This window comes from Saccharibacillus sacchari DSM 19268 (assembly GCF_000585395.1).
Lineage (GTDB): Bacteria > Bacillota > Bacilli > Paenibacillales > Paenibacillaceae > Saccharibacillus > Saccharibacillus sacchari.
This window is the reverse complement of record NZ_KK073875.1, coordinates 5,911,700-5,937,040: the sequence shown is the minus strand read 5'-3', so window position 1 is coordinate 5,937,040 and position 25,341 is coordinate 5,911,700. Positions and strand designations below refer to the sequence as shown.

At 52.5% G+C, this 25,341-nt stretch carries 19 protein-coding genes and 1 riboswitch; of the genes, 13 read left to right on the top strand and 6 right to left on the bottom strand.

The window, feature by feature from the left end; all coding sequences use genetic code 11:
* Positions 1 to 137: 137 nt before the first annotated feature.
* The 3 genes from SACSAC_RS25895 (at position 138) to SACSAC_RS25885 (ending at position 3,530) form a co-directional block, all read left to right on the top strand.
* Positions 138 to 2,120, top strand: a complete 1,983-nt coding sequence (locus tag SACSAC_RS25895; protein WP_037291410.1) for a heavy metal translocating P-type ATPase — start codon at positions 138 to 140, stop codon at positions 2,118 to 2,120.
* Between the two features lie 116 nt (positions 2,121 to 2,236).
* Complete coding sequence (gene trxB, locus SACSAC_RS25890; protein WP_037291405.1) at positions 2,237 to 3,190, top strand: thioredoxin-disulfide reductase; 954 nt, start codon at positions 2,237 to 2,239, stop codon at positions 3,188 to 3,190.
* 109 nt (positions 3,191 to 3,299) lie between these two features.
* Positions 3,300 to 3,530: a glutaredoxin family protein gene (locus SACSAC_RS25885; protein WP_037291402.1), complete on the top strand. Its 231-nt coding sequence runs from the start codon at positions 3,300 to 3,302 to the stop codon at positions 3,528 to 3,530.
* Between the two features lie 59 nt (positions 3,531 to 3,589).
* Here the strand turns inward: SACSAC_RS25885 and SACSAC_RS25880 are convergent, their stop codons facing one another.
* Positions 3,590 to 4,831, bottom strand: coding sequence for an ROK family transcriptional regulator (locus SACSAC_RS25880; protein ID WP_037291400.1), 1,242 nt, complete (start codon positions 4,829 to 4,831; stop codon positions 3,590 to 3,592).
* Between the two features lie 650 nt (positions 4,832 to 5,481).
* On the opposite strand from SACSAC_RS25880, the gene xylA reads away from it, so the two are divergent.
* The 3 genes from xylA (at position 5,482) to SACSAC_RS25865 (ending at position 9,994) form a co-directional block, all read left to right on the top strand.
* Positions 5,482 to 6,795 (top strand): xylose isomerase, encoded by a 1,314-nt coding sequence (gene xylA / locus SACSAC_RS25875; protein ID WP_037291397.1) that lies wholly within the window; start codon positions 5,482 to 5,484, stop codon positions 6,793 to 6,795.
* A gap of 315 nt (positions 6,796 to 7,110) precedes the next feature.
* Positions 7,111 to 8,616, top strand: coding sequence for a xylulokinase (xylB, locus tag SACSAC_RS25870; protein ID WP_037291396.1), 1,506 nt, complete (start codon positions 7,111 to 7,113; stop codon positions 8,614 to 8,616).
* 256 nt (positions 8,617 to 8,872) lie between these two features.
* Positions 8,873 to 9,994: a transglutaminase domain-containing protein gene (locus SACSAC_RS25865; RefSeq protein WP_051507424.1), complete on the top strand. Its 1,122-nt coding sequence runs from the start codon at positions 8,873 to 8,875 to the stop codon at positions 9,992 to 9,994.
* An 88-nt stretch (positions 9,995 to 10,082) separates the two neighbouring features.
* Here the strand turns inward: SACSAC_RS25865 and SACSAC_RS25860 are convergent, their stop codons facing one another.
* Together SACSAC_RS25860 and SACSAC_RS25855 are read right to left on the bottom strand one after the other, a co-directional pair.
* A complete protein-coding gene (locus tag SACSAC_RS25860) occupies positions 10,083 to 11,552 on the bottom strand; it encodes an amino acid permease (protein ID WP_051507423.1) in 1,470 nt (489 codons plus the stop codon).
* Positions 11,553 to 11,668: 116 nt separating this feature from the next.
* Positions 11,669 to 11,855: riboswitch (Lysine riboswitch) on the bottom strand.
* Positions 11,856 to 12,035: 180 nt separating this feature from the next.
* Complete coding sequence (locus SACSAC_RS25855; protein ID WP_037291394.1) at positions 12,036 to 13,184, bottom strand: conserved virulence factor C family protein; 1,149 nt, start codon at positions 13,182 to 13,184, stop codon at positions 12,036 to 12,038.
* Between the two features lie 213 nt (positions 13,185 to 13,397).
* On the opposite strand from SACSAC_RS25855, the gene SACSAC_RS25850 reads away from it, so the two are divergent.
* Together SACSAC_RS25850 and SACSAC_RS25845 are read left to right on the top strand one after the other, a co-directional pair.
* Positions 13,398 to 14,504, top strand: coding sequence for an MBL fold metallo-hydrolase (locus SACSAC_RS25850; protein ID WP_037291391.1), 1,107 nt, complete (start codon positions 13,398 to 13,400; stop codon positions 14,502 to 14,504).
* Between the two features lie 241 nt (positions 14,505 to 14,745).
* A complete protein-coding gene (locus SACSAC_RS25845; protein ID WP_037291390.1) occupies positions 14,746 to 16,371 on the top strand; it encodes an ABC-F family ATP-binding cassette domain-containing protein in 1,626 nt (541 codons plus the stop codon).
* 274 nt (positions 16,372 to 16,645) lie between these two features.
* Here SACSAC_RS25845 and SACSAC_RS25840 read toward each other — a convergent pair whose 3' ends face one another.
* The 3 genes from SACSAC_RS25840 to SACSAC_RS27830 all read right to left on the bottom strand — a co-directional run bounded on the left by SACSAC_RS25840 (position 16,646) and on the right by SACSAC_RS27830 (position 18,311).
* Positions 16,646 to 16,828: a hypothetical protein gene (locus SACSAC_RS25840; protein ID WP_037291389.1), complete on the bottom strand. Its 183-nt coding sequence runs from the start codon at positions 16,826 to 16,828 to the stop codon at positions 16,646 to 16,648.
* 177 nt (positions 16,829 to 17,005) lie between these two features.
* Positions 17,006 to 17,836, bottom strand: a complete 831-nt coding sequence (locus tag SACSAC_RS27445; RefSeq protein ID WP_051507422.1) for a hypothetical protein — start codon at positions 17,834 to 17,836, stop codon at positions 17,006 to 17,008.
* 298 nt (positions 17,837 to 18,134) lie between these two features.
* A complete protein-coding gene (locus SACSAC_RS27830) occupies positions 18,135 to 18,311 on the bottom strand; it encodes a DUF1328 domain-containing protein (protein ID WP_037291388.1) in 177 nt (58 codons plus the stop codon).
* A 381-nt stretch (positions 18,312 to 18,692) separates the two neighbouring features.
* Here SACSAC_RS27830 and SACSAC_RS25825 point away from each other — a divergent pair, with 381 nt between their 5' ends.
* The 5 genes from SACSAC_RS25825 to SACSAC_RS25805 all read left to right on the top strand — a co-directional run bounded on the left by SACSAC_RS25825 (position 18,693) and on the right by SACSAC_RS25805 (position 25,328).
* Positions 18,693 to 19,214, top strand: coding sequence for a DUF948 domain-containing protein (locus SACSAC_RS25825; protein ID WP_037291387.1), 522 nt, complete (start codon positions 18,693 to 18,695; stop codon positions 19,212 to 19,214).
* Positions 19,215 to 19,321: 107 nt separating this feature from the next.
* Positions 19,322 to 19,855, top strand: a complete 534-nt coding sequence (locus SACSAC_RS25820; protein ID WP_037291385.1) for a hypothetical protein — start codon at positions 19,322 to 19,324, stop codon at positions 19,853 to 19,855.
* Positions 19,856 to 19,936: 81 nt separating this feature from the next.
* Positions 19,937 to 20,284 (top strand): YflT domain-containing protein, encoded by a 348-nt coding sequence (locus SACSAC_RS25815; RefSeq protein ID WP_037291384.1) that lies wholly within the window; start codon positions 19,937 to 19,939, stop codon positions 20,282 to 20,284.
* Positions 20,285 to 20,471: 187 nt separating this feature from the next.
* On the top strand, positions 20,472 to 21,635 hold the full coding sequence (locus SACSAC_RS25810; protein WP_037291381.1) for a PP2C family protein-serine/threonine phosphatase: 1,164 nt from the start codon (positions 20,472 to 20,474) through the stop codon (positions 21,633 to 21,635).
* Positions 21,636 to 25,328 carry a response regulator gene (locus SACSAC_RS25805; RefSeq protein ID WP_037291378.1) on the top strand — a complete coding sequence of 1,231 codons (3,693 nt, stop codon included), beginning with the start codon at positions 21,636 to 21,638 and terminating at the stop codon, positions 25,326 to 25,328. It begins immediately after the preceding gene.
* Positions 25,329 to 25,341: the final 13 nt, after the last annotated feature.

The following is a 25,341-nucleotide window of genomic DNA, read 5'->3' as shown; positions in this document are numbered from 1 at the left end:
CCCCGCATGCTGCTTCGGACCTTCCGAAGCAGCATGTGCTGTTTTAGGGGCATTAGAAATAACTTTCATTCTCATTAACGGACTCGGGCAACGGTTCGTCAGAAGTCCAAACCCGTATGACTAAAGGAGGAAAATCCATGCAAAACCATCCGATTTTCGAAAAAGCATTTCGCGTCGTTCGCCATAATCATTCCGCCTATCCGCCGTCAAAAGAGCCTGTCCTTTCGCCACGCCGAAATTTGTTTAAAGAATTGGTCGTGCATGCTGAGGTCCGTAAAGCGTTGGGAAGCGGATTGTTGATGCTGGCCGGTTGGGGGATGTCGCAAGTCGGCATCGAAAGCCTCTCCGTCGTTTTGTACGTTTTGGCGTATGTATTAGGCGGGTGGAGCAAAGCGCGGGAAGGGACTCTCAAGCTTTTTCGAGACAAGGCGTTGGATGTCAATCTATTGATGATAGCCGCCGCTGTAGGTGCGGCATCGATCGGATACTGGAGTGAAGGAGCGCTGCTGATTTTTATTTTTGCTTTAAGCGGGGCTTTGGAAGAATTTTCTTCCGATCGAAGCGGGCGGGATATTTCCGAATTGATCGCGCTGCGCCCGGAACGGGCGATTCGAATCGAAGGCGACGCGTACAAAGAAGTGGAAGTTTCGGAATTGGCGGAAGGAAATCTCATTCTGGTCAGGGCCGGCGAAAACATCCCGGCTGACGGTCGGATCGTAGCGGGCGCATCCACGATCAATCAGTCTTCGATTACGGGCGAATCCCTCCCGGTCGACCGCGAGGCGGGCGAAGACGTCTATGCGGGCAGCCTTAACGGAGCAGGCACGCTGCGGATCGAAGTTACGCGAAAAGCATCCGAGACTTTGCTGGCGAGCATGATCGCAATGGTCGAACAGGCTAGGGAGTCTTCGCCGAATTCGCAGCGTTTTATTCAACGTTTCGAAGCGCTATACGTCAAGTTGGTACTGGCTGCGGCTTTGATGCTGATTGCAGCCGGACCTTTTATATGGGAGGGAGGTTGGCAGACTTCATTTTATAAAGGCATGTTGTTTTTAGTTGTCGCTTCGCCGTGCGCGGTCGTTGCTTCCGTCATGCCGGCCGTCTTGTCAGCGATGTCGAGCGCGGCTCGCCGCAATGTACTGTTTAAAGGCGGGGTCCCGATGGAACGCTTGTCGGAAGTCGATGTCGTCGCTTTTGATAAAACAGGCACGCTGACGCTGGGTGAACCCGAGTTAACCGAAGTCTCGGCAGCTCCCGGTTGGCATTCGGACGAAGTGCTTCGCTTCGCGGCTTCGGTAGAACGGCATTCTTCGCATCCGTTAGCCCAGGCTGTCGTACGGGCGGCTGAACAAGCCGGTCTGGTCCAGCCTGAGGCTGAGGTTCCCGAAGAAAGACCCGGTTTCGGAATTGCGGCCGCTATCGAAGGTCGGAGTTGGTCGGTCGGCCGTTATCCAGCATCGGCAAGCCTGAACGAAGAGTGGCAAGAATCGGAATTACGGCGTCTAAACGAAAAAGGCCAAACAGTCTCTTTTGTGATTTGCGAAGGCGAAACCGTCGGTATGCTTGCTTTGAGAGATCAGATACGCCCTGAAACGAGAAGCGCCGTCCAAAAGTTAAAGGCACAAGGCGTGAAAGTGGCAATGTTGACCGGGGATTCCGTCGAAGCAGGCCGAGCGATTGCGGCTGAAGCCGGGATCGAGCTTGTATTTGCCGGCCTGCTGCCTACGGAAAAAGTGGCCCGTGTTCGGCAACTTAAGAAAAAGTACGGTTCTTTGTTGATGGTCGGAGACGGCGTCAACGATGCGCCGGCGATGGCCGCGGCTGACGTCGGTATGGGAATGGGCATTCGGGGCAGTGCAGCAGCGTTGGGCACGGCAGACGTTGTGCTGATGAAAGACGATCTCAGCGGCGTCGCCGATACTCTTCGGCTTGCCAAACGAACAAGTCGAATCATTCGGCAAAATCTGATTTTTTCCTGCATTGTGATCGTATCGTTGATTGCGAGCGCGTTCTCCTTTGATCTGGCGCTGCCCTTCGGTGTAATGGGGCATGAAGGAAGCACGTTGCTGGTCATTTTGAACGGACTTCGATTGCTTGCCTTCCACCCGAAGGTTCATTAAATCTTCATTTTCATGGCAACAAATTCAACTTGACACAATCAATTGGAAGCACCATAATAAGAACTACATTGTAATCATTATAAATTAGGAATGACTGAGAAAGAGGAGGACCTATCATGCATAAATCGATCATTATCGGTACCGGCCCTGCCGGACTGACGGCCGCGATCTACCTGGCTCGCGCGAATATGAGTCCACTGGTTATTGAAGGACCGCAACCAGGCGGACAATTGACGACAACAACAGAAGTCGAGAACTTCCCCGGTTTCCCGGAAGGCATCATGGGTCCGGAATTGATGGACAACATGCGCAAGCAGGCGGAACGTTTCGGTGCGGAATTCCGTACGGGCTGGGTCGAGAACGTCGATCTGTCCGAGCGTCCGTTCAAGCTGAACGTAGAGGGCATGGGCGAATTGGTGACCGATACGCTGATCATCTCCACGGGCGCAAGCGCTAAATACCTCGGCATTCCGGGCGAAGAAGAAAACGTCGGCATGGGCGTCAGCACCTGCGCGACTTGCGACGGATTCTTTTTCCGCGGCAAAGAAATCATCGTAGTAGGCGGCGGCGACTCGGCTCTTGAAGAAGCCAACTTCTTGACTCGCTTCGCGACCAAGGTCACCCTGGTTCACCGCAGAAACGAAATGCGCGCTTCGAAAATCATGCAGGACCGCGCGCGTCAGAATCCGAAGATCGAATGGGCGCTGGATCGTACTCCGCTCGAAGTCGTTAAAGGCGAAAACGGTCTGCAAGGACTGCTCGTTCGCAACAATGAGACAGGCGAAGACCAATTGATCGAAGCCAGCGGCGTGTTCGTCGCGATCGGTCACCATCCGAATACGGGTTTCCTGAATGGACAAATCACGACGGATGCCAACGGCTATATCGTGGTAACGCCAGGTACGACCGAAACGAATATTCCCGGAGTATTCGCTTGCGGCGACGTTCAAGATACGCGCTATCGTCAGGCGATCACGGCTGCGGGCAGCGGATGCTCGGCTGCTATGGACGCTGAACGCTTTATCGAAAGCCTGGAGTTCGCACAAGCGGCTGCCGAAGTTGTGTTGTAAGAAATTCGACTAAATTCCGTCACGGACGAGGTTTTGTAGAAGCCGGCCTGACGTTATATAATAAAGAAAGTTAGTTTCAAAATAATACGATAAAGGTGGAGAATTCGATATGACGACAGCAATCGTATATACAAGCACCAACTGTCCGCACTGCAAACAAGTCAAAGGTTACCTGGATGGCAAAGGCGTAGCTTATGAAGAACGCAACATCGAGCAAAGCGATGATTTCGCGCAGCAAGTTTGGGATATGGGACTGCGCGCCGTACCGGTTACCGTAATCGGCGAAGCCAAAATCGTAGGCATGAACAAGCTGCAACTGGAAAAAGCACTGAACGCGTAAATTCGGATTTGTCATAGAAGCACGAAAAAGGCGCGCCGTATCGGCTGCGCCTTTTTTTCTTACAACGAAACCCGTACTCGACCAAGGAACTGCGACACGGCCAAGTGAGCTGCGCCCAGCACGGCGGATCGGCTGCCCAACTCCGAGAATGCAACCGCAAGCTCGCGCCGGTGATAGGGAAGAGCGCGCTCCGCAATCGCAGCCAGCATAGCGGGTTCGATCCATGGCTTAGCCTCGGTCAACGGACCGCCGACGACGATTTTTTCGGGGTTGAAGCCATTGACCAGATTGGTGATGCCGATCCCCAGGCGTCGACCGATTTCTGCGTACATGGCATGGGTTTTCTCATCTCCCTGCCGAGCGTATTCGATCAACTCGGCTGTTGTGAAAGAGGGAAGACGATTCAAAGCTTCTGCCGAATCCAAAGGTTTCGAGCGATTTGCGACCCTATCATCTTCAGGGTGCGGCCCATGCTGACCGGGCAGCGAAGCGTAGGCATAAGCCCGTTCCGACGCATACAACTCCCAACATCCCCGACTGCCGCAGCTGCATAACCGGCCGTCGCTTTCAATCGACATATGCCCGGTTTCGCCCGCATATCCCCAAGCCCCTTTATACAGCTGCCCGTCGATAATCATGCCGGAGCCGATCCCCATGCCCGCGCTGACATAAACCAGATGCCGCACATGCCGACCGGCCCCGTACTCGCGCTCGCCCGCCGCGCCCGCATTGGCTTCGTTATCGATCACGACAGATATGCCGAATCGTTCTTCCATCCGCGATTTTAAATTCACGCCTTCCCAACCCAGGTTGGGCGCATACAGAATCAATCCGGATTCATCCACCATGCCCGGCACCCCGATTCCGATACCGACCGTTCCGTGAGGCGTCTCCGGTGCATTCTGCAATAACGGTTCCACTACCTCGCAGATCACGTCAAAAGCCGTATCCGGATCAAGTCCGTCAAGCGGCGCGCTGCGTTCGAACAAAATCTCTCCGTTCAAATCCGTCAACGCCGCCTTCACCAATGTAACCCCCAGTTCGACGCCGACCACGCATCCGGCTGCGCCGTTAAACAGCAGCATCAACGGTTTCCGCCCGCCGCTGGACTGCCCGAGCCCCGTTTCCTCGACTAAATTCTGCTCCAACAGCTCCAACGTCAAATTCGACACCGTCGCTTTATTCAATCCCGTCCGCTCCGACACATCCGTTCTGGACAAAGGTCCTCTCCGCCGAATCGTGTCGAGCACGATCGACTTGTTCAACTTTTTCACCAACGCCTGATCCCCGGTCACCCTCATTACAGTTCCTCCATCCGCACCTGTACCTTATCTTCGACTCCATTCAAACCTATTTTCCATCGCCGTTCCGGATCGTTAACATCCATCTATAAAAACAAACTCGAATCTTTTGACCGCTTCGCCCCATTCTTTCGAAAGCCCACACATTTCAACCGCGCCTTCGAACGTCTAACTATCTTAAATCAATCCACCCATAAGCAAAAGAGCGACCTGTAATTTTAAAATTTTTTTATATGTTGTTCTTTTGTTCTTCTGCCTGCCTTTGGCGCCCCTGTTTCGACGACAGTCCGAAACGGGCAGCCCTCCTCAACTCGCGTCCCGAGCATCCAGGGACGCTGCCCTACCGTCCTACCCCTGCCTCCCCCAAGAAATGGGGAAGGAGGCCCCGCACCAACCTGCCGCGGCTCGATGTTTTCGGCAGAAGCGACCTTTGGCTTTCCCGCAAGGGAAAACAACCGGAGCGCCTGACGAAAACATCGAGCCCTCCGCACAAAGGGATGAGCACCCTAAGCCCCGCGCCGCCTGCCCCAATTCTACCCCGAAAAAACTTTCCCCGAAAGACTTAGTTTATCCAATAGACAAAGTTTTTCGAATATGCTAGGATATCGATGTAAACGATTTCTGCGAAATAACGAGGAGGCATTTCTTACATGGCTTATTTTGAAAACATCGGTAAAGTGGCTTACGAAGGCAGTCAGTCGCAAAATCCATTCGCTTTTAAATTCTACAATGCCGACGAAGTGGTAGCAGGCAAAAAAATGTCCGAGCACCTGAAATTCTCGATGGCATACTGGCACACGCTGACAGCGGAAGGCAACGACCCGTTCGGCGCAACGACGGCGATCCGTCCTTGGCATTCCTACACAGGAATGGATCTGGCGAAAGCCCGCGTCGAAGCCGGATTCGAGTTCATGGACAAAATGGGATTGGACTACTTCTGTTTCCACGATATCGACATCACGCCTGAAGGATCTTCGCTCAAAGAATTTTTCGCGAACATCGACACGATCGTGGATCTGATTGAATCGAACATGAAATCCAGCGGAAAAAAACTGCTCTGGAACACGGCGAACATGTTCACGAACCCGCGCTTTGTACACGGCGCCGCATCCACCAACAATGCGGACGTATACGCTCATGCAGCGGCTCAAATCAAAAAAGGCCTCGAAGTCGGCAAACGTCTCGGCGGCGAGAACTATGTATTCTGGGGCGGACGCGAAGGCTACATGTCCCTGCTGAACACGGACATGAAACTGGAGCAAGACAACATCGCCCGCATGTTCCACATGGCGGTTGATTACGCGAAGGAAATCGGCTTTGACGCCCAATTCCTGATCGAGCCAAAACCGAAAGAGCCTACAAAACACCAATACGACTTCGACGCGGCGACTTCGATCGCGTTCCTGCAAAAATACGATCTCGACAAAGACTTCAAACTCAACCTGGAAGCTAACCACGCAACACTGGCCGGCCACACGTTCGAGCATGAACTGCGCGTAGCCCGCATCAACGGCATGCTGGGTTCCCTGGATGCCAACCAAGGCGACATGCTGCTGGGTTGGGATACCGACGAATTCCCGGTTAACGTTTACGATGCAACGCTGACATTGTACGAAGTGCTGCAAAACGACGGTCTGGGCAAAGGCGGCATCAACTTCGACGCCAAAGTACGCCGTGACTCCTTCGAAGCCGACGACCTGTTCCTGGCTCATATCGCAGGCATGGACACATATGCAAAAGGCCTCAAAGTCGCAGCGAAACTGATCGAAGACCGCGCGTTCGAAAAAGTCATCGAAGAACGCTACAGCAGCTTCTCCGAAGGCATCGGCGCCGACGTGGTTGCCGGTAAAACGACTCTGGCTTCCCTGGCTGAGTACGCAATGAACAACGAAACTCCGCGTGCGAACAAATCCGGACGTCAAGAACATCTTCAATCGATTCTTAACCAGTATATTTATGGTTAAAGGAACGAGATTCACCGACCCCTCCGGGCAAGGTGAATCGCAGTTCCCGCGCCAAGCGAATCTTTACAGACCGAGATTCACTGATCTCTTCAGAACATGAATCTCATTCATCGCGCCAAGCGACATCTCTATCTTTCCACAACCGCTCCAAGTCAGGGTTTCACCAAAAATAGAATCGCGCAAAGCGATCACCGCACCATAAATCGGACGGCTTCCCGCAAGCTCCCTTCGGGGAGGGGAGCCGTCCTTTTACATGCTTCACGTGTTTTAAAAGGTTTCACGCCTTTCAGTTTCCCTATCCGAAGGAGGAAAATCATGAGTTACGTTATCGGGATCGACCTCGGCACAAGCGCCGTCAAATCCGTACTCGTCGACAAGACCGGTACGGTCGTCAGTGAACAATCCGAAGCTTACCCGCTTTACCAACCGAAACCGGGCTACAGCGAACAGGAAGCGGAAGACTGGGTCGAGAAAACGATCCTTTCTCTCAAAAACCTGTTGGCTTCGTCCGGCGTTAAAGCCGAAGAAATCGAAGGCATCAGCTTCTCCGGCCAAATGCACGGCCTTGTGCTGGTCGGCGAAGACGGCCGCGCGCTGCGCCGCGCCATCCTCTGGAACGACACGCGCACGACGCCGCAGTGCCGCAAGATCGAACAGGTACTCGGCGACAAGCTGCTCAAAGTCGCACGCAACCGCGCACTGGAAGGCTTCACGCTGCCGAAAATCCTGTGGGTGCAAGAACACGAACCCGAAATTTTGGAACAAGCTTCGCTGTTCCTATTGCCGAAAGACTATGTGCGTCTTCGCCTGACCGGGAACGCCGCGATGGACTACTCCGACGCGGCCGGCACATTGCTGCTGGATGTCGGCGGCAAAAAATGGAGCGAAGAGATCGGCGAAGCATTCGGTCTTAAGCCTTCTTTGTTCCCGGCACTCGTTGAGTCGTTCGACGACACCGGCTCGCTGCTGCCCGAGATGCAGAGCGCAACCGGACTGACGGAAAAAACGCGCATCTACGCGGGCGGCGCGGACAATGCTTGCGGCGCGATCGGCGCGGGCATCCTGAACGAAGGCCAGACAATGTGCAGCATCGGAACGTCCGGCGTGGTTCTGTCGTACGAGACGCGCCGCGACCTGGATTTCGAAGGCAAAGTCCACTTCTTCAACCACAGCGAAAAAGATGCCTTCTATATTATGGGCGTCACGCTGGCGGCGGGTTACAGCATGCAATGGTTCCGCGAGACGTTCGGCGGGGAAGCTTCGTTCGAAGAGCTGCTTGCCGGAATCGGCGAAGTATCGCCGGGGGCTAACGGCTTGCTGTTCACGCCTTATATCGTGGGCGAGCGCACGCCGCACCCGGATGCCGATATTCGCGGCAGCTTTATCGGCATCGACGCCAGCCACAAGCTTCCGCACTTCGCGCGTGCCGTCATGGAAGGCATTACCTTCTCGCTGCGCGAGTCGATCGATATCCTGCGCGCAGCCGGCAAAACCGTCGACAAAGTCGTATCGATCGGCGGCGGCGCGAAAAACCGGGAATGGCTGCAAATGCAGGCAGACGTTTTCGGCGCGGACGTCGTGAAGCTGGAAAGCGAACAAGGCCCGGCAATGGGCGCAGCGATGCTGGCGGCATTCGGCAGCGGCTGGTTCGAGAGTCTTCAAGACTGCGCGCGCGAATTCATTCGCGAAGCCAAAACGTATACGCCGGACGCGCAGCGTGCCGAAACGTACAGCAAGCTGTTCGATGTCTACCAAGACGTATACGGTCAGACCGCCGAACTGAACCGCAAGCTGGCGGCGTTCCGCGGCGGCGATCTATAAGAAACAAGTTTCTGCATACTTGATTCGATGCAAAAAGCCGATTTCCCGATACGGGGAGATCGGCTTTTTGCCGTGTCCATGCAGGATTGAAGGGGAGAGGCGGGGAAGTTGCTTTTTGACGGAAGACGTTCATAATAAATAGAGGGGCTTTTTTTGATCTTTTGTAAATCCGTTCGCTGATCCGTTACAGTTCTCCGGTCCGGATGCCGATAAAGGAAATAGAAACTTTCGTCAATGAAGGGGAGAATGCAGGCACATGAAGGGAAACGCAAAAAGGCAGCTATTGAAGATGAGCACCGCTCTCGCACTGGTGGCGGGGGGGACGCTCGGAGGGTTCCAGCCGCTGGCGCTCACGCCTACGGTCAGCGCGGCAACCGTATCGCAAACTCAGGCGCAGAAGCAATTGCAAGCGCAATTGTTCGAAGCATTGTCGGCTCATAAGGATAGCGTGAAGCTAACCTATGCGGGCGGCATTAATGAACTCAAAAAAGCGATCGAACCCGCGTTGGACGAGGCGATTGCTCAAGATCCTTATATTCACTACACGATGAAAGGCTATGCCTATTCGCTTCGCGGCAACAACTCTTCGGCTGCGGCCGAGGTCAAACTGACGTATCGCGAGACGGCGGAGCAAAGCGCTTATGTGCACAAACAAGTCGCGGCCGCGCTCAAAGAGATCGTCACGGACGATATGAACGATCATTTGAAGGTCAAAGCGATTCACGATTGGGTCGTGCGCACGCTTAAATACGATACGACGCTTTCCAAATTCACGGCGTACGAAGGACTCAAGACGGGAAGCACCGTGTGTCAGGGATACGCGCTGCTCACGTACGACATGCTGACCCAGGCGGGGTTCGAGTCGAACATCGTTGAAGGCTATGTCGGAGATGAAGCGCATGCCTGGAACATGGTGAAGCTGGACGGCAAATGGTATCAGATCGATACGACTTGGGATGACCCGGTACCGGATCGCGGCGATCGCGTCTCGACCTCGTATTACCTCGTTACCGATACGCAGTTGAAGCAGGATCATACGTGGAAAACAGCGAATTATCCCAAAGCCGTGACTCCCTACAACGAAACATTGGATCTGCTGATCGCCAAAGGGGTAACCGGTGCAAAAGAACTGCGTGCGACGCTGGGCTATACGGGATCTTCCAGCAGCGTGGTGTCGACGGCGGCTATCTTGCAGAAGATCGTGCAGGAAGCGGCTCAAGACGGACAAAGCAGCCTGACTTTCCGCTATCAAGGAACGAAGACGAAGTTGAAAAACGATTTGTTGACGCTGTATGGCTACGGAGTATCGCCGATCGGGTATACGAGCAAATCGCTCAGCGGATCGAACAACTGGCAAGTTACGCTATATTGGAAATAATCGAAATCGCCTTGTTTGAAAAAAAGAGCCTTGGCCGGAAATCCGGAACCGAAGGCTCTTTTTGCGCAATGTTAGAAGGACAGTAAGATTACAGATCGTCACGACCGCTGACATCGCATTGGTCCAGTGGGACGACTTTGGTACCTTTCGCTCGTTTGTAGCCGAACCACAGAATCAAGAATAGCGGAACGCTCAGGTACGTCGCGATCAAGCCCATCCAGTCGACCGTGCCGTTTTCAATCGTGGACAAGCTTTGACCGACGATGACGAACAGACAGAGCACGAAAGCGAACAACGGTCCGAACGGGAACCAGCGCGCGCGGTACGGCAATTCGTCGAGGCTGTGTCCTTGTTTGATAAAAGCGCGGCGGAAACGGTAATGGCTGATCGCGATGCCGACCCAGGTGATAAAGCCGCACATGCCGGAAGTGTTCAGCAGCCACGTATACACGACGCCATCGCCGAAGAAGGAAGCCAGGAACGCCAGCATGCCGACGGCCGCCGTTACGATCAGCGCGTTGATCGGCACGCCGCCGCGGGTCAGTTTGGCAAGGAATTTCGGCGCTTTGCCTTCGACGGCCAGCGCGTACAGCATCCGGGTCGAGGCGTACATGCCGGAGTTGCCTGCGGAAAGGACGGAAGTCAGGATGATCGCGTTCATGACGGCTGCCGCGAAAGCAAAGCCGGCGCGTTCGAACACCAAGGTGAACGGACTCGTTCCGATTTGATCCAGATCGCTGCTCAGCAGATTCGGATCGGTATACGGAATCAGCAGGCCGATGACGAAGATCGCGAGGATATAAAAGATCAGGATGCGCCAGAATACCTGTTTGATCGCGCGAGGCACATTGCGCTTCGGGTTTTCGCTTTCGCCCGCCGCTACGCCGATTAACTCGGTACCCTGGAACGAGAAGCCGGCGGCCATGAATACGCCCAGGAAGGCGAAGAATCCGCCGTTAAAAGGAGCGGAAGCGACGGTGAAGTTGCTGAATCCGACCGCTTCGCCGCCCATAACGCCGAAAATCATGGCCACGCCGATCACCAGGAAGACGATAACGGTGATGATTTTAATGAGGGCGAACCAATATTCGGCTTCGCCGTAAGCCCGTACGGACAGCGCGTTCAGCAGGAACAGGATCGCCAGGAACAATACGCTCCATAGAAACGAAGAACTGTCCGGGAACCAGTATTTGATAATCAGCGTTGCAGCCGCGAGTTCCGCCGCAATGGTAACGGCCCAGTTGTACCAATAGTTCCAGCCCATAGCGAAGCCGAAAGCCGGATCGACATAGCGTCCGGCATAGGCGCTGAATGATCCGGGTTCCGGCGAATGGGTCGCCAGTTCGCCGAGGCTGGTCATCAGGAAGTACACCATGATGCCGACTGCGGCATAAGCGAGCAGTGCCCCGCCAGGGCCTGCGCTTGAGATCGCGCCGCCGCTGGCAAGGAACAATCCGGTGCCGATCGCGCCGCCGAGGGCGATCATGGTCATATGTCGGGCCTGTAGGCCTTTTTTCAATTCGGTCGTGCGCGGTACTTTTTGCGGTGAAGCTTTCATGATGATTCAACTCTCCTCGTGTGGTTTGGTTATCACGAAAAGAAGGCTACGGCAAAAAGCCGACAGACGCGGGTCCGCCGGCATGGCAAATTCCGCATCGCAAACGCGCTTCGTTTCGTGAAGATAGCTCAACACCCGCCTTACGGCAGGTGACAGTTCCGTTCCTTTCGGAGACGGTCCCAGCACGGGGTTCAGTTCAGAGAACGCCGTGCTTCGGCGGGTGCGCCTTTCCGGCCGGGATCATCGGCGCTCTGCTGCGCCTCCTCCGGTGTACTGATCGCCACCGCAACCTCTACCTCATCACCAGTTCGATCTCGGTGCGATGAGGGGAAAACTATTCGGTTAAAGGGAAAAAGCCCTGCGATCCGCAGGGCGAACAACTTTCACAGTATACGGGATTGTCCATGATGGAGCAACCCTATTTCGCACAATCCTTTGACAGCTGCGCATGATTTAAGGGAAACCAGGAATTTATTGTCCTTCTTAAACAGACTCGATCGGTTTTTGACGGCTTTTCGCCATCTGCTGCCAGATCGTGCCTGCGGCTTCCTCGCCGGAATCGATCCGCTCCAAAGCCATGCGTGCCTGAAGCCCGACCTCGAACTCGGGATCGTTGGAGGCTTGCTCCAAAGCGTCCCGTGCCGCGTCGGTTCCGACTTCGTACAAGAAGCGGGCAGCGCGCCAACGCACGATTTTGCTGCCGTCGGTCAATGACTCCAGCATGACTTGCGTAGCGGAATCGTCTCCGATGTCCGACAACGTATCGCCCGCGGTGCGGCGCACGGCCGGAGAACCGTCCTTCATGGCGCGGAACAGCAACTGCATCGCTTCCGGAGTTTTCAGGTCGCCGAGATACACGACGGCAAGGCGGCGAATTTGCATTTTATCGTCGTTCAATGCTTGTTCGATCAACGGGAGGTTCTCCATGCTGACTTCCATCGCTTCCAGTGCGGAGTAGCGACGGCGCCAGTCTTCGTTTTTCAACGTTTCCTCAATCTCGGCTTGCGACCATTCGCGACGTTGTTCCACAAATTCCTCGGCTTTGGCTCCGTGGGCGATCGCCTGCTTGATGACGCGCTCGAGGCGTTCCTGCGGGAAAGCGGCTTCGAGTTCTTGTTCTACTTCGCGGGCGATGTCCGGCAGGTCGCCGTAGCGCACGCCGTAGTCGGTCAATTTGCGCTCTTTGATCATCGTGGCGCTTGCGACTTCGGTTACCGCATCGACGAAGCGCTTCGCAAGGCCGATCCGTTCCTCCTGCAAACCGGATTTGACTCGAATTTGCATCGGAATGCCGCGGAAAAATTGGACGAAAACCTGAGCTTCGCCGAAGTGTCCGGCCGCATCTTCGATGTCCGAATCGATCGGCTGCTCGAAGCGCGTGCCGAATACTTCCTGCACGCCGGAAAGGATCGCGGGCCAATCGGCGCCGCCTTTGCGGTCGATCGCCATAAAGTCAGCCGTGTGGAAGACGCTTTTCACGCCTTCGATATGCAGCAGCCGCGCGACGATCGGCGGTGCGGAACGTTCATTTTCAAGCGTGTATGTTTTTCGGATACCCGCTTCCAGCGTTTCGTCCAGATGAAGTTTCATCGTGTTTGGGCTAGGGGTAGGTTCGATCAATTTAATTTTCATGGGCAATCAGACCTCCTTGGACTCTTTTGTCAACTCAATCAGAGGTTTACGTTCGCCTAGTGTTGACAAGGTTCTATTCTATTTTACACGCTGCAATAATAAATGTCACAATAGCGAGCAGACAGGTCTACAAAAAAATTACGCTTTCTTAGTCGATATAAGGAAAGAGAGGGTAATGGGATAGAGAGGCAGTCTTGAGAAGGAGGAACGGATATGCCCAAGGTCAAATACTTGAACGCAAACAATACCCCGATGGGGAAAACGCTCAAAGAACATCGCGATCGGCATCTGCATCGCAGACGGAAGAAGCGCGATTATTCTTATATTATTCCAAGTCAGCCGGCTAAGTTGGATTACCTGACGGATAATCGCGACGATGTGACCATCACCTGGGTGGGGCACTCAACCTTTTTAATTCAATATGCCGGGCTGAACATTTTGACGGATCCGATCTGGGCCAAGCGGATGGGAATCGGCAAGCGGTTGACCGAGCCGGGGATTCCGATCGAAAAAGTACCGCCGATTGATCTGATTCTGATTTCGCACTCCCATTACGATCATATGCACATCGCTTCGATTCGCAAACTGCAAAGTCCCAAGACGCAAATCATTGTGCCGGTCGGTCTGAAAAAAAAGCTGGCCCGCAAGCAGGTTACCCGATGCATCGAGTTGTCTTGGTGGGAGGAAATCGTGGTCGAAGGCGTGAGAATCACTTTCGTGCCGACCCAGCATTGGACGCGTCGGACTTTGTTTGACGCGAATACGTCGCATTGGGGCGGATTTGTGCTTGAGCCCGTCGATGCCGTGAAGGAAACGGCGGCAACCGTCGTAGGAGAAAGCGACAACCTGACGTATGAACGCCATGCAGACCCCTCGTCAATCGAATCTGCGGACAAGGCCAAATGCGGGCGTTGGAATGACTCGTTGAACGCCAATGTATCCTCGGACGGAGATCCGCTTCCGCCGACGGTTTATTTTGCCGGAGACAGTGGTTATTTCGCGGGATTTCGAGAGATCGGCGAGCGTTTCCGCGTGCATATCACATTAATGCCGATCGGTGCGTACGAGCCTGAGTGGTTTATGGGGCCGCAGCACATGAATCCGGAGCAAGCGCTGCAAGCGTTTCGCGACGTCGGTGCCGAGATCATGATTCCGATGCATTACGGGACGTTCAAGCTTTCCGACGACACCGCCGAAGAAGCATTGGCGCGTCTGGAAGCTGAGCGGCTGCGCACCGGAACATCCAGGGATTGCATCAAGCTGATGATCCACGGCGAGACGATGATTGTCCACGCGCAGCAGAAGGTTATCGAATCCTAGTCGCTGTAAGTTACTGAATAAGCCGAAATGATCCGCCTTGGTATATGCCGGGGCGGATTTTGGCGCTAACGTTCGTGATGAACGAATTTTTACCGGAAAACCGTCAGAGAACGCCTTACAGATGCCCGTTTTATGCTATAATAAGCTTTTGAAAAGAACATCAGACTTTCAAGAAGAACCAGGTTTTGCGGCGCGTAATCGGCGTTAAGCAAAAAGTTTATAATAAAGGATGGGAATGCACATGATTAGCACAAGCGGCGTTACGCTTCGCTACGGCAAGCGACCACTTTTCGAAGACGTCAACATTCAATTCAACCCGGGCAACTGTTATGGCTTGATCGGAGCCAACGGCGCAGGTAAATCGACCTTCCTCAAGATTCTTTCCGGAGAAATCGAAGCCAACCAAGGCGAAGTGTCGATCACGCCGGGCGAACGCCTGGCCGTACTGAAACAGAACCACTTCGAATACGATGAATATCAAGTGCTGGAGACCGTAATTATGGGTCACAGCCGTCTGTATTCGATCATGAAGGAAAAAGACGCGCTGTATGCGAAAAGCGACTTTTCCGAAGCCGACGGCATCCGTGCCGGCGAACTCGAAGGCGACTTTGCGGAATTGAACGGCTGGGATGCCGAATCCGATGCTGCCGCGCTGCTGATCGGTCTGGGTATCGTACGCGATATGCACGACAAGAAAATGGACGAGCTGAGCGGCAACGAGAAAGTCCGCGTCCTGTTGGCTCAAGCGTTGTTCGGCAATCCGCAGATCCTGCTGCTGGACGAACCTACCAACCACTTGGACATCGAATCGATCAACTGGCTGGAGAACTTCCTGATGGGCTACGAAGGCACCGTCATCGTCGTATCTCACGACCGTCACTTCCTGAACAAAGTCTGCACGCATATCGCGGACATCGACTTCGGCAAGATTCAGCTATATGTCGGCAACTACGACTTCTGGTACGAGTCCAGCCAACTGGCATTGCGTCTCGTTCGCGACCAGAACAAGAAAAAAGAAGAAAAGATCAAAGAACTGCAAGCGTTCATTCAACGCTTCTCCGCGAATGCTTCGAAATCGAAGCAAGCGACGTCGCGTAAAAAGCAGCTCGAAAAGATCTCGCTGGACGATATCCGTCCTTCGAACCGCAAATACCCGTTCATCAACTTCAAGCCGGAGCGCGAGGCAGGCAAGCAATTGCTGACCGTCGAAAACCTGAGCAAGTCGATCGAAGGCGAAAAAGTATTGGATAACTTCAATCTGGTCGTTAACAAAGGCGACAAGATTGCTTTCGTTGGTCCTCATGGCCTGCCGAAGTCGACGCTGTTCGATATCGTTATGGGCGAGCAGGAAGCGGACGGCGGCGAATACACATGGGGCGTAACGACGACCCAAGCGTATTTCCCGAAAGACAACTCCGAATACTTCGACGGCGTGGATCTGAACCTGGTAGAATGGTTGCGTCAGTATTCCAACGATCAGGACGAGACGTTCCTGCGCGGGTTCCTTGGACGCATGCTCTTTGCGGGCGAAGAAGGCCTGAAAAAAGCCAGCGTTCTGTCCGGCGGCGAGAAAGTTCGCTGCATGTTGGCTAAAATGATGCTGAACGGCGCTAACGCGCTCATCATGGACGAACCGACCAACCACTTGGATCTGGAGTCCATCACGGCGCTGAACAACGGCCTGATCGATTTCGACGGCACGCTGCTGTTCGTTTCCCATGACCATCAGTTCATTCAAACGATCGCGAACCGCATCGTCGAAATTACGCCGAATGGCGTGATCGATCGCGTAATGACGTATGACGAGTACCTGGAGAGCGAAGAAGTGAAAGAGCTTCGCAATCGTATGTACGCGGTACAAGTATAAATTGTTGACTTCAATAACGTCGAAAGCTGCCTTGGACAAGGAGTATATCCTGTCGTCCGGGCGGCTTTTTTTGTTTTCGCGCGTATTAAAAAATGCAGAAGTCGGATTGGCTGCACTTTCTCGACTTTAGGGCGTGTCTTCAAATCTGCTGAAATTCGGTAAAACCTGCTTCCATCGAGGGTTGAAGACACGCCTTGGACGTGAATACTGAAAAAGCCCGATATCGGCATATGCCGATATCGGGCTTTTGCTGCTGCTTACGCGAAAGGTCGGTTTAAGATCCTCCGGTACGGCGGCGTTGATTATTAACTTTTTTGTTGTTTTGGGTTGTCAGCTTTTTGGTTTCGTTACCATGGAAGCCGCCTTTGTTTGAACCGTTTTGTTGCTTCTTTTGCTCCAGCTTATTGCGAATCGCTTCGGCTAGATCGACTTTACGGGTTCCTTTTTCTTCGGTCATGCGGAACTCCTCCTCGCTAGCGCAGTCTGATCCGACATCCCTAAACGAATGCCGTGCGACTGCGGATTTCTTCTTTATATTATCCGCTTTCACCCGACGGGACAAGATGAAAAAAAGAAAAGCTCTGGCAAATGCCAGAGCTTCTTGATGTGGAAGTTTTGTTAGGAAAGAAATCGATTACTCGACTACGATCCAAGCCAGACCCATCCAAGTGTAGATTTCTACCCATTGGCCGCTGGCAGGGTCGGTTTGACCATTGCCCGTCGTATCAAGCTTTTGCGGTCCGAGGTAACCGATCATCGTGCCGCCTGGGGATTTGTAGAACGGCGTCATGCTGGTCAACTCGATGTTCGGAGTCGGGTTTGTCGAGATTTTAGCTGGATCGTTAGTTACTGGAATCCCGCCTTGAATCGTTGTAGTCGAAGGAGCAGTAGGAACGTTGGTAGTAAAACCGGACGTTGTGTTCGTCAGGCCTTGAGCCAGAGCGTTGAAACGTTCCAAGTCAGCAGCATTGCTGAATTGAGCTTCGGTAACCGGCTTCAAGACATAAATAACGTTTCCGTTATCGTTCAGTTGCGTACCCATTTGATCTTTGTTCGGCATTGCGTCCCAAGCCGCTTTGTCATACCCGCGAATCGAAGCGAAAGTGACCGGAGTCTTCATGCCGTTCGCATCGGCAGTCTCAGGGGTATATGTAAAGTTGACGAGATAAACGCCGTTTTCGCCCATTGTTTGCAGTTGAGCTGCAGTGTATTCTTGAGTGTTTACGCTACCGTCCCAGCCTGTAGGTCTAGGAATCGAAAATCCGCGGTTGTTTCCGATGAAATTCGAATCGCTTACAGTAGAAGTTACAGAACCGGAAACTGCGTCAGGAGTCGTTTCTGTCGCTGTAGTCGTGCCTGGTGCCGGTTCTGTCGGTGCAGGTGTTACTTCAGCTGCCGAAGCTGCTGTTGCCAAGCTGCCCATCAGCAGAGCCGATGCCGTAAGTGTAGTGAATAATTTTTTCATAAGGTAGTCCTCCTCTTTGTTTGGGAGCTTGTTTGCTCCGTCCTGCTATAAAAATAAACCCTAGTTTGAGTAATGAACCAACCTTGCTAAAAAAAATAACAGAATCGTAACTTGTCTCATAGAAGTAAGAGATTAGGTCAAACTACGTAAAGTTGCTATAATCGTTGTAGCAGCAATGGTTGCTCGCTTCTTTTTCAAGCAACTATTATTCGCAAGCTTACATAAAAAAGGAGTGAAAATAAAAATAAAAAACCGCCCCCGAAGGAGCGGCTAGGAAACAAAACCTTGTTTTCGTTGGTTACCGGGTAGATCGTCCAGATCGTCCGCGGCCGAAGAACAAAGAAATAACGAACAGAGCCAAAAATACCCAGAACAAAACTTTGAAAATCGCTGCTGCCGCTTCGATAATGCCGACGAATCCGAAAATTCCCAGCACGACCGCGATGACAAGCAACACCAAAGACCATTTCAACATGAGTGTCACCTTCCTTTTTCAAATTTTAAAAACATGAAACGCCACGAATCAATTAAAGCCGATGCAGAAACGAATACCCTACGCGCCTTCATAGCAAACTTTCTTTCCCGACGGGATCGAAAGGAGCAAAGAAGTTTTGAATATCCTTGGCATTATATTAATAATAGAAGGAATTCGTTACGTGTTCGGCTTTCGTTTCCGTTGTCTCGTAGACTCCAATTAACCTGGCGTTTTCATATTGAAACAATGCTTACTCGTATGGTAACGCATGCATTTTCTCTTTTGTTTCGTGCAAAAAAGCTCAGGGTAACTATGCAGTAAAGCAAGAGAAGTTTCGAAGGCAAACAAAATAATGGGTGTAGAGAAAGCGAGGTTTTACATGTGGTTTGGCAATGGGCTTTGGTGATTGTAGCGGTGGCTTTTGCGGTGCTTGTCATTTTCTTGATCAAAACACTGCAGGCCGGAACCAAGACGCTGGAAAATACGGCGCAGACGTTGAAAGAAGTACAGAAAACGATGGACGAGTTGACTTACGAAGTGAAGCAGATCATTCGTCATACCAACGATATTACGTTGGACGCGAACCACAAGCTGAAGCAGTTGGATCCGGTCATGGAATCGGTTAAAAACCTGGGGCAGCTTCTGAATGAAGTTACTCTGGTCAGCCAACAATATTCGCATCGCATGATCGAAAAAGCCAAACACCATCGCGAAAACAAAGAAAAGCAAAAACGGGAAAACGGAGGCGCGGCATTGCTTCCGGAATCCGAAGAAAGCCCGGCAGTCCAAAGCTATAAAGCGACCTATGGAACGGAAGGGCGCAGCGGAGAAGGCGTAGGCGTACAAAAGGTTGTGAAATGGATCGACACAGGCGCCGCGGTATGGCAGAAATTCCGCCGTTAAGCTTGCGTAATTCCATTTAAAAAAGGAACAATCGTCGTTTGTGCGTCACTGGACCGCGTAAAGTTAGGCTGCCGGAGTCCTTGAAGCGAAACGAAAGGATGAGAACAATGTTTACGATCATGATGCTGCTAACCGGAATGTTATCTTCTTTTTCGACGCCGGACCTTGCTCCTTCTCATGCCGCGGCTGCGGTGAACGCGCCGACGATTGTTACATCCGCTTTTACGGCTTCCGAACCACTTTCGGTTTCTGCCTATCCGTCCCAATCAGGTTTGGAGACGCTGAATGGACTCACTCTTCAAGACCGTATCCAAGATGCAGATCGCCTGTACGGCGAGGCTTCCGACAAAACTTCCGCCTATATGGCCGGAGACGAACACAATTACGGGAATGTGAAAGTCGGAGCTTATGAAGATTGGATTTACTACGTATCGGTGCCGGGCAGTACGGGTCATTTTAATCTTAACGGCCGCGAACTGCCGATGGATGCGGATCAAATTCGGGAACAACTGGGCATGCCCGATTTCACCGCAGATGACGGCTTCGGTTATGAACATGACGGACAGGCAATCAAAGTATTTATCGATCCTCTAAGCGGCGAAGTTCGCAGTGTTGATTTATTTGATAATACTTCGGTATAACATGATTCAAACTCCGGCTATGCGGGTAAATAACTGTTTGTGCCCGTTTTATGGCTATTTGCAAAGGAGCGCGCGTAAATTATGGATGCTGCCAATGCCAAGGCTTATGCGAAAATTGTAGAAAACGGCATTCAAGCGGTCGAAACGATTCGTGAACTTCGAATGACGGGTTATACCGGCGATCAATTGTTTGTCCTTGCGTATGACGACGGTCATACGGAACTGACGGCTGAAGCCGCAGGAGTCCAGCCTATTCTTTCCCATTCGAACGAGCCTGATCTGAAAGGAACGCAAATCTTCAGATCCAGTGCAGAAGAATTGCGTGAACGCATTGCCGGCATGGGTTTTTCCGAAGAGGAATCTGCGTATTATGAAGAACAACTTGAGACGGGGAAGGTTTTGGTTGTCGCTCTGACACCGGCGATCTGAAGGACGGGAGCGCCTCCCTTATCGATTTGCCGCCTTTTGGCGGATTCGAGGTATAGATAAGGAATGGGAACCTTGCGTCCCATTCCTTATCTATGTTTGTGGAATCTTTTACAAGATGTTGATAAACAGGTTGGATAAGGTTAGAGATCCAGTATTATAAAGCGGTTAACGCAAGAGGGAGAGGATTATGAAGATTCTAGTTGTCGACGACAATCCTACCAATGTCATTATTATTCGCGAAATTTTGAAAAAAGAAGAATATCGAAACATCGAGATTGCGGCTTCCGCCCGGGAAATGTTCGCCATTCTTGGAGTAGCCGATCTCGACCCGCAAGTGAAAACGAAACATTCGGACATCGATCTGATTTTGCTGGACATGATGATGCCGGAGATGGACGGAATCGAAGCTTGCCGTATTGTTCAAACGTATGAGCACTTGCGCGATATTCCTATTATTATGGTGACCGCCGTAGGCGATTCCAAAAAGTTGGCCGAAGCTCTCGATGCCGGGGCAGGCGACTATGTGACCAAACCCATCAATAAAGTTGAGCTGATGGCCCGCATTCGTCTTGCTTTGCGTCTGAAGCAGGAAAAAGACTGGCACAAGGAGCGCGATCAGCGTATTCAAGACGAGCTCAAGCTTGCGGCAATGGTTCAAAACGCCGTATTAAGCCTTCCCGTCAACGACCAGAATATCGGAATCGATGCTCTGTACAAACCTTCGTTCGAGTTGGCCGGAGACTTGTATGCGTGGTATCCGCTGGGAGACGGGCGCTACGGCATCATTTTGCTCGATATGATGGGACACGGCATCTCTTCGTCGTTGTTTACCATGTTTATCGCTTCGGTACTGAAAGATACGGTCGTGACCTATGTGGACCCGGAAAAAGTCATTCAGGAGCTGAACCGTCGCTTCAATCAATTGCATATCGAAAATCAATTGATTCAGTATTACTTCACCGCCATTTACATGGTCGTCGATACTCGTTTCAAGCGAATCGATTATGTAAACGCGGGTCATCCTCCGGGACTGTTGTTCCGCGGCGAAGAAGTGGTCAAGTTGGAGCGTTCTTCCCACCCGGTAGGATTGTTTGACCGAATCGATGCGGAACCGCAAACCGTTTCTTACGAAGACGAAAGCCATCTGGTCCTTTACACCGACGGATTGCTTGAAGCAGTGGACGGCGAACAGGAAGATCAGTTGGCATTTCTTGTTTCTCACCTTAAAGGGGGACACGCCTTCGATAAACCTCGCATGGAAGAGACGTTTTTCGTGGGCGAACCCGATGCCGAGCAAGACGACGACAAATGTCTGGTATGGATTTCATTGAAAGAAGGAGCGGCTGAGTAAATGAAAATAAAGGCCAAGCTGGTCATCGGTTTTTCCGCACTCCTCCTCATTATGTTGTCGTTGTCGTTAGCGAGCTACGACCGAATGAGCTACATGAACGATCAGATCGACCGTGTTTATCAGGAGCGTTATTTGAAAGTTCGTTATAGCAGCGGGATGAGAGGCGAGATTAACGGCATTGCTACAGAGTTGGCGGGGCAGCTGTTAGGCGGGCAGTCATCGAATCTCTCGGAAAGCCGGCTGTTTATCGAAAATTCCAAAGAACGCGCGGAACGTTATTGGGACTCGATTACGTCCGAGACGGGCTCGGCGGAAGAAAGGCGTCTCGTGCAAAACGTGGGAACAAGTTGGGAAAACTTCTCCAAGTACGAAGCTGATTTGATGCAACTGCTCGAAAACGGAGAAACGGCGGAAGCTTTGGCTTATCGGAATTCCGCCGGCATCGAGTTGCAGCGTGCGGCATTGAGTTCCATCAACGAACTGGCGAGCTATCAGGATCTGCAAGTCGAGTCGGAAGTCGATGCGGTCAAAGAAGCTTATACGCGTTCCACGCAGATCACGACGGCATTTCTTGCGGTAGGCCTCATTCTGGGATTAGGCATCATGATGTGGATCGTTCCTAGCGTGACCCGAGGGCTGAATACCGTTTCCATGATGATTTCAAGCTTCGGAAAAGGTCGTTTAAAAGCGATTCGCCGCATTAAAGTCAAGTCTAAGGACGAGATCGGCAGCGTAGCGCTCGTGTTCCAGCAGATGGCCGAGGATATCGAAGAAAAGCAGGCGATCGAACGGGCTTACGCGGAAGCGCAAAACAATCAAGCCTGGATCAATTCGAACATGGCCCGGATCACCGATGTATTGAAAGGAATCATGTCTCTGGAAAAGGTGTCGCAAACATTCGTCAGCGAGTTCACGCCCGTGTTGGGAGCCGAGTACGGAGCTTTGTATTTGGCCGACGTGAAAAATCCGAACGAAATGAGTTTGTACGGCACGTACGCTTTTGCGGATAGAAAAACGTCCAAATCCAAATCTTCGTTCGAAGTAGGCGAAGGGCTGCTTGGGCAAAGCGCGGCGGACCGTCGGATCATCGTGCTGGAAGAAGCGTCCCAACAGTACATTCATATTCACTCCGCACTCGGCGAAAGCCGTTCCGCGCAAATCCTGATTCATCCGATTTTGGCGGAAGGCGAACTCATCGGCGTGTTCGAAATCGCTTCCCTCACGCCGTTCAACGAACTTCAGCGCCAATTGCTTGATCAGTTGATGACCAACCTGGGCGTCATCTTGAACAACATCAACGGACGCCTGCGCGTCGAAGAATTGCTGCGCGAGTCGCAGGCGCTGACCGAAGAACTTCAATGTCAATCGGAAGAACTTCAGACGCAGCAGGAAGAACTCAAACGTTCGAACGAAAGCCTCGAATCGCAAACCGACGCGCTTAAACGATCCGAAGAACTGCTCCAGCGTCAGCAAGAAGAACTCGAACATTTCAATACCGAGTTGATCGCCAAGACCCGCGCTTTGGAAGAACAAGTGCATGAGACGGAAGAAAAAAACCGCGAAGTCGAGCATGCCCGGGTACAGCTGGAGCGCCAGACGATGCAGTTGGCGGTATCAAGCAAATACAAATCCGAGTTTTTGGCCAATATGTCGCATGAGCTTCGCACGCCGCTAAATAGTTTGCTGATTTTGTCGCAGCTGCTTGCGGAAAATAAACAAGGCAACCTGGAACCGAAGCAAGTGGAATACGCGCAGACGATCTACATGTCCGGTGCCGATTTGCTCAAAATGATCGACGAAATTTTGGATTTGTCCAAAGTGGACGCAGGTAAGATGGAATTAAATCGCGAACCGGTAGAATTTGATGAAATCACGACGTTCGTCGCCAACAATTTCTCGGCGGTCGCGGAGAAAAAAGGCATCGATTTGAACATCGAAGTCGATACGGCCCATTTGCCGAGCACGCTGCTGACCGACGGGCATCGACTCAAACAAGTGCTGCGCAACTTGCTGTCCAACGCATTCAAATTCACTTCAGAAGGCTCGGTAACCTTCCAGGTTCAAGAAGCGAAGCCCGAACATTTGCCGGAGCATTTGGAGAAAAAGCGGAAATTTATCGAATTTTCCGTTATCGATACCGGCATCGGCATTCCGCAGGATAAAACGGATATCGTATTCGAAGCTTTCCAACAAGTCGACGGCACGACCAGCCGCAAATACGGCGGCACCGGCCTGGGACTTTCGATCAGCCGCGAACTGGCGAAGCTGCTCGGAGGCGGCATCGAGCTTGAAAGCGAAGACGGCAGAGGCAGCCGCTTCACGCTTTACGTGCCGAAGTTGACCACTTACGCGTCCGGGGAAGATTCGGTGGATAAAACCAACGCCGCAATGCAGGTTCTTCAACCGGATGCAGACGAACGATTGATATCGAAGCGCGGCAAGCCGGCGGCGGTCGAACCGATCGCGCCAAAACCGCACCGTCCGGAGATCGAAGACGATCGCGATAGCGTGAACCCGCATGACAAAGTGCTGCTGATCATCGAAGACGATCCGAAATTCGCCGTCATTCTGCGCGACATGGCGCGCGGCAACGGCTACAAAGCGATTGTCGAGGTACAAGGCGATACCGGTCTCGAAACGGCGCGCAGCCGCATGCCGGATGCGATCATTCTTGATATCCAGCTTCCGGTAATCGACGGTTGGACGATCTTGAGCGAGCTGAAAAGCAGCTCCGAGACGCGTCATATTCCGGTCCATGTCGTATCCGTCGTCGATGACGTGAAGCAGGGATTGATGATGGGCGCAATCGCCTATCTGAAAAAACCGGCCGACAAAGAAGGGCTGGAACGGGCCTTTTCCTCCATCGGTTCGTACGCGGACAAAGGACTCAAGCATCTGCTGATCGTCGAGGACGACGACGTGCAGCGCCATGCCATCATCGAGTTGATCGGACACGACGACGTGGCGATCAAAGCCGTAGCGACCGGAACGCAAGCGCTGGAAGAATTGCAGCGTCATCATTACGACTGCATGGTATTGGACCTGATGCTGTCCGATATGACCGGGTTCGAGATGCTGGATCGGATTCGCGAAGACGAACGCCTGCGCGACCTGCCGATCATCATTTATACCGGCAAAGACCTCGATGCCAAAGAAGAAACCAAACTGCGGCAATACGCGGAATCCATCATCGTCAAAGACGTCAAATCTCCGGAACGCTTGCTCGACGAGACCACGTTGTTCCTGCATCGCGTCGAAGCCGACTTGCCGGAAGACAAGCGGAAAATCCTTCAAAAGCTGCATAACAAAGAAACGCTGTTCGAAGGAAAGAAAATTCTTCTCGTCGACGATGACGTGCGAAACGTATTCGCGTTATCGAGCGTGCTCGAAGGTTACCGAATGGATGTGACCTTTGCCGAGAACGGGCGCGAGGCGCTTGAAATTCTCGAAAATCATCAAGATTTCGACTTGATTTTGATGGATATGATGATGCCGGAGATGGACGGTTACGAAGCGATGCGCCGAATTCGGCAGCTGCCCGAGTTCGAGCGGATTCCGATCATTGCGTTGACGGCGAAGGCGATGAAAGAAGATCGAAGCAAGTGTATCGAGGCCGGAGCATCCGATTATGTTAAAAAACCGATACAAACGGAACAGCTTCTTTCGTTGATGCGCGTTTGGTTGTATTCGTAAACGAAAATTTTGG

Coding starts and splice junctions, on each gene's coding strand:
- xylB (WP_037291396.1), top strand. CDS start 7,111: ATGAGTTACGTTATCGGGATCGACCTCGGCACAAGCGCCGTCAAATCC.
- SACSAC_RS25810 (WP_037291381.1), top strand. CDS start 20,472: ATGAAGATTCTAGTTGTCGACGACAATCCTACCAATGTCATTATTATT.
- SACSAC_RS25805 (WP_037291378.1), top strand. CDS start 21,636: ATGAAAATAAAGGCCAAGCTGGTCATCGGTTTTTCCGCACTCCTCCTC.
- trxB (WP_037291405.1), top strand. CDS start 2,237: ATGCATAAATCGATCATTATCGGTACCGGCCCTGCCGGACTGACGGCC.
- SACSAC_RS25840 (WP_037291389.1), bottom strand. CDS start 16,828: ATGACCGAAGAAAAAGGAACCCGTAAAGTCGATCTAGCCGAAGCGATT.
- SACSAC_RS25865 (WP_051507424.1), top strand. CDS start 8,873: ATGAAGGGAAACGCAAAAAGGCAGCTATTGAAGATGAGCACCGCTCTC.
- xylA (WP_037291397.1), top strand. CDS start 5,482: ATGGCTTATTTTGAAAACATCGGTAAAGTGGCTTACGAAGGCAGTCAG.
- SACSAC_RS25820 (WP_037291385.1), top strand. CDS start 19,322: ATGTTTACGATCATGATGCTGCTAACCGGAATGTTATCTTCTTTTTCG.
- SACSAC_RS25855 (WP_037291394.1), bottom strand. CDS start 13,184: ATGAAAATTAAATTGATCGAACCTACCCCTAGCCCAAACACGATGAAA.
- SACSAC_RS25815 (WP_037291384.1), top strand. CDS start 19,937: ATGGATGCTGCCAATGCCAAGGCTTATGCGAAAATTGTAGAAAACGGC.
- SACSAC_RS25860 (WP_051507423.1), bottom strand. CDS start 11,552: ATGAAAGCTTCACCGCAAAAAGTACCGCGCACGACCGAATTGAAAAAA.
- SACSAC_RS27830 (WP_037291388.1), bottom strand. CDS start 18,311: ATGTTGAAATGGTCTTTGGTGTTGCTTGTCATCGCGGTCGTGCTGGGA.
- SACSAC_RS25885 (WP_037291402.1), top strand. CDS start 3,300: ATGACGACAGCAATCGTATATACAAGCACCAACTGTCCGCACTGCAAA.
- SACSAC_RS25845 (WP_037291390.1), top strand. CDS start 14,746: ATGATTAGCACAAGCGGCGTTACGCTTCGCTACGGCAAGCGACCACTT.
- SACSAC_RS25895 (WP_037291410.1), top strand. CDS start 138: ATGCAAAACCATCCGATTTTCGAAAAAGCATTTCGCGTCGTTCGCCAT.
- SACSAC_RS25850 (WP_037291391.1), top strand. CDS start 13,398: ATGCCCAAGGTCAAATACTTGAACGCAAACAATACCCCGATGGGGAAA.
- SACSAC_RS25880 (WP_037291400.1), bottom strand. CDS start 4,831: ATGAGGGTGACCGGGGATCAGGCGTTGGTGAAAAAGTTGAACAAGTCG.
- SACSAC_RS27445 (WP_051507422.1), bottom strand. CDS start 17,836: ATGAAAAAATTATTCACTACACTTACGGCATCGGCTCTGCTGATGGGC.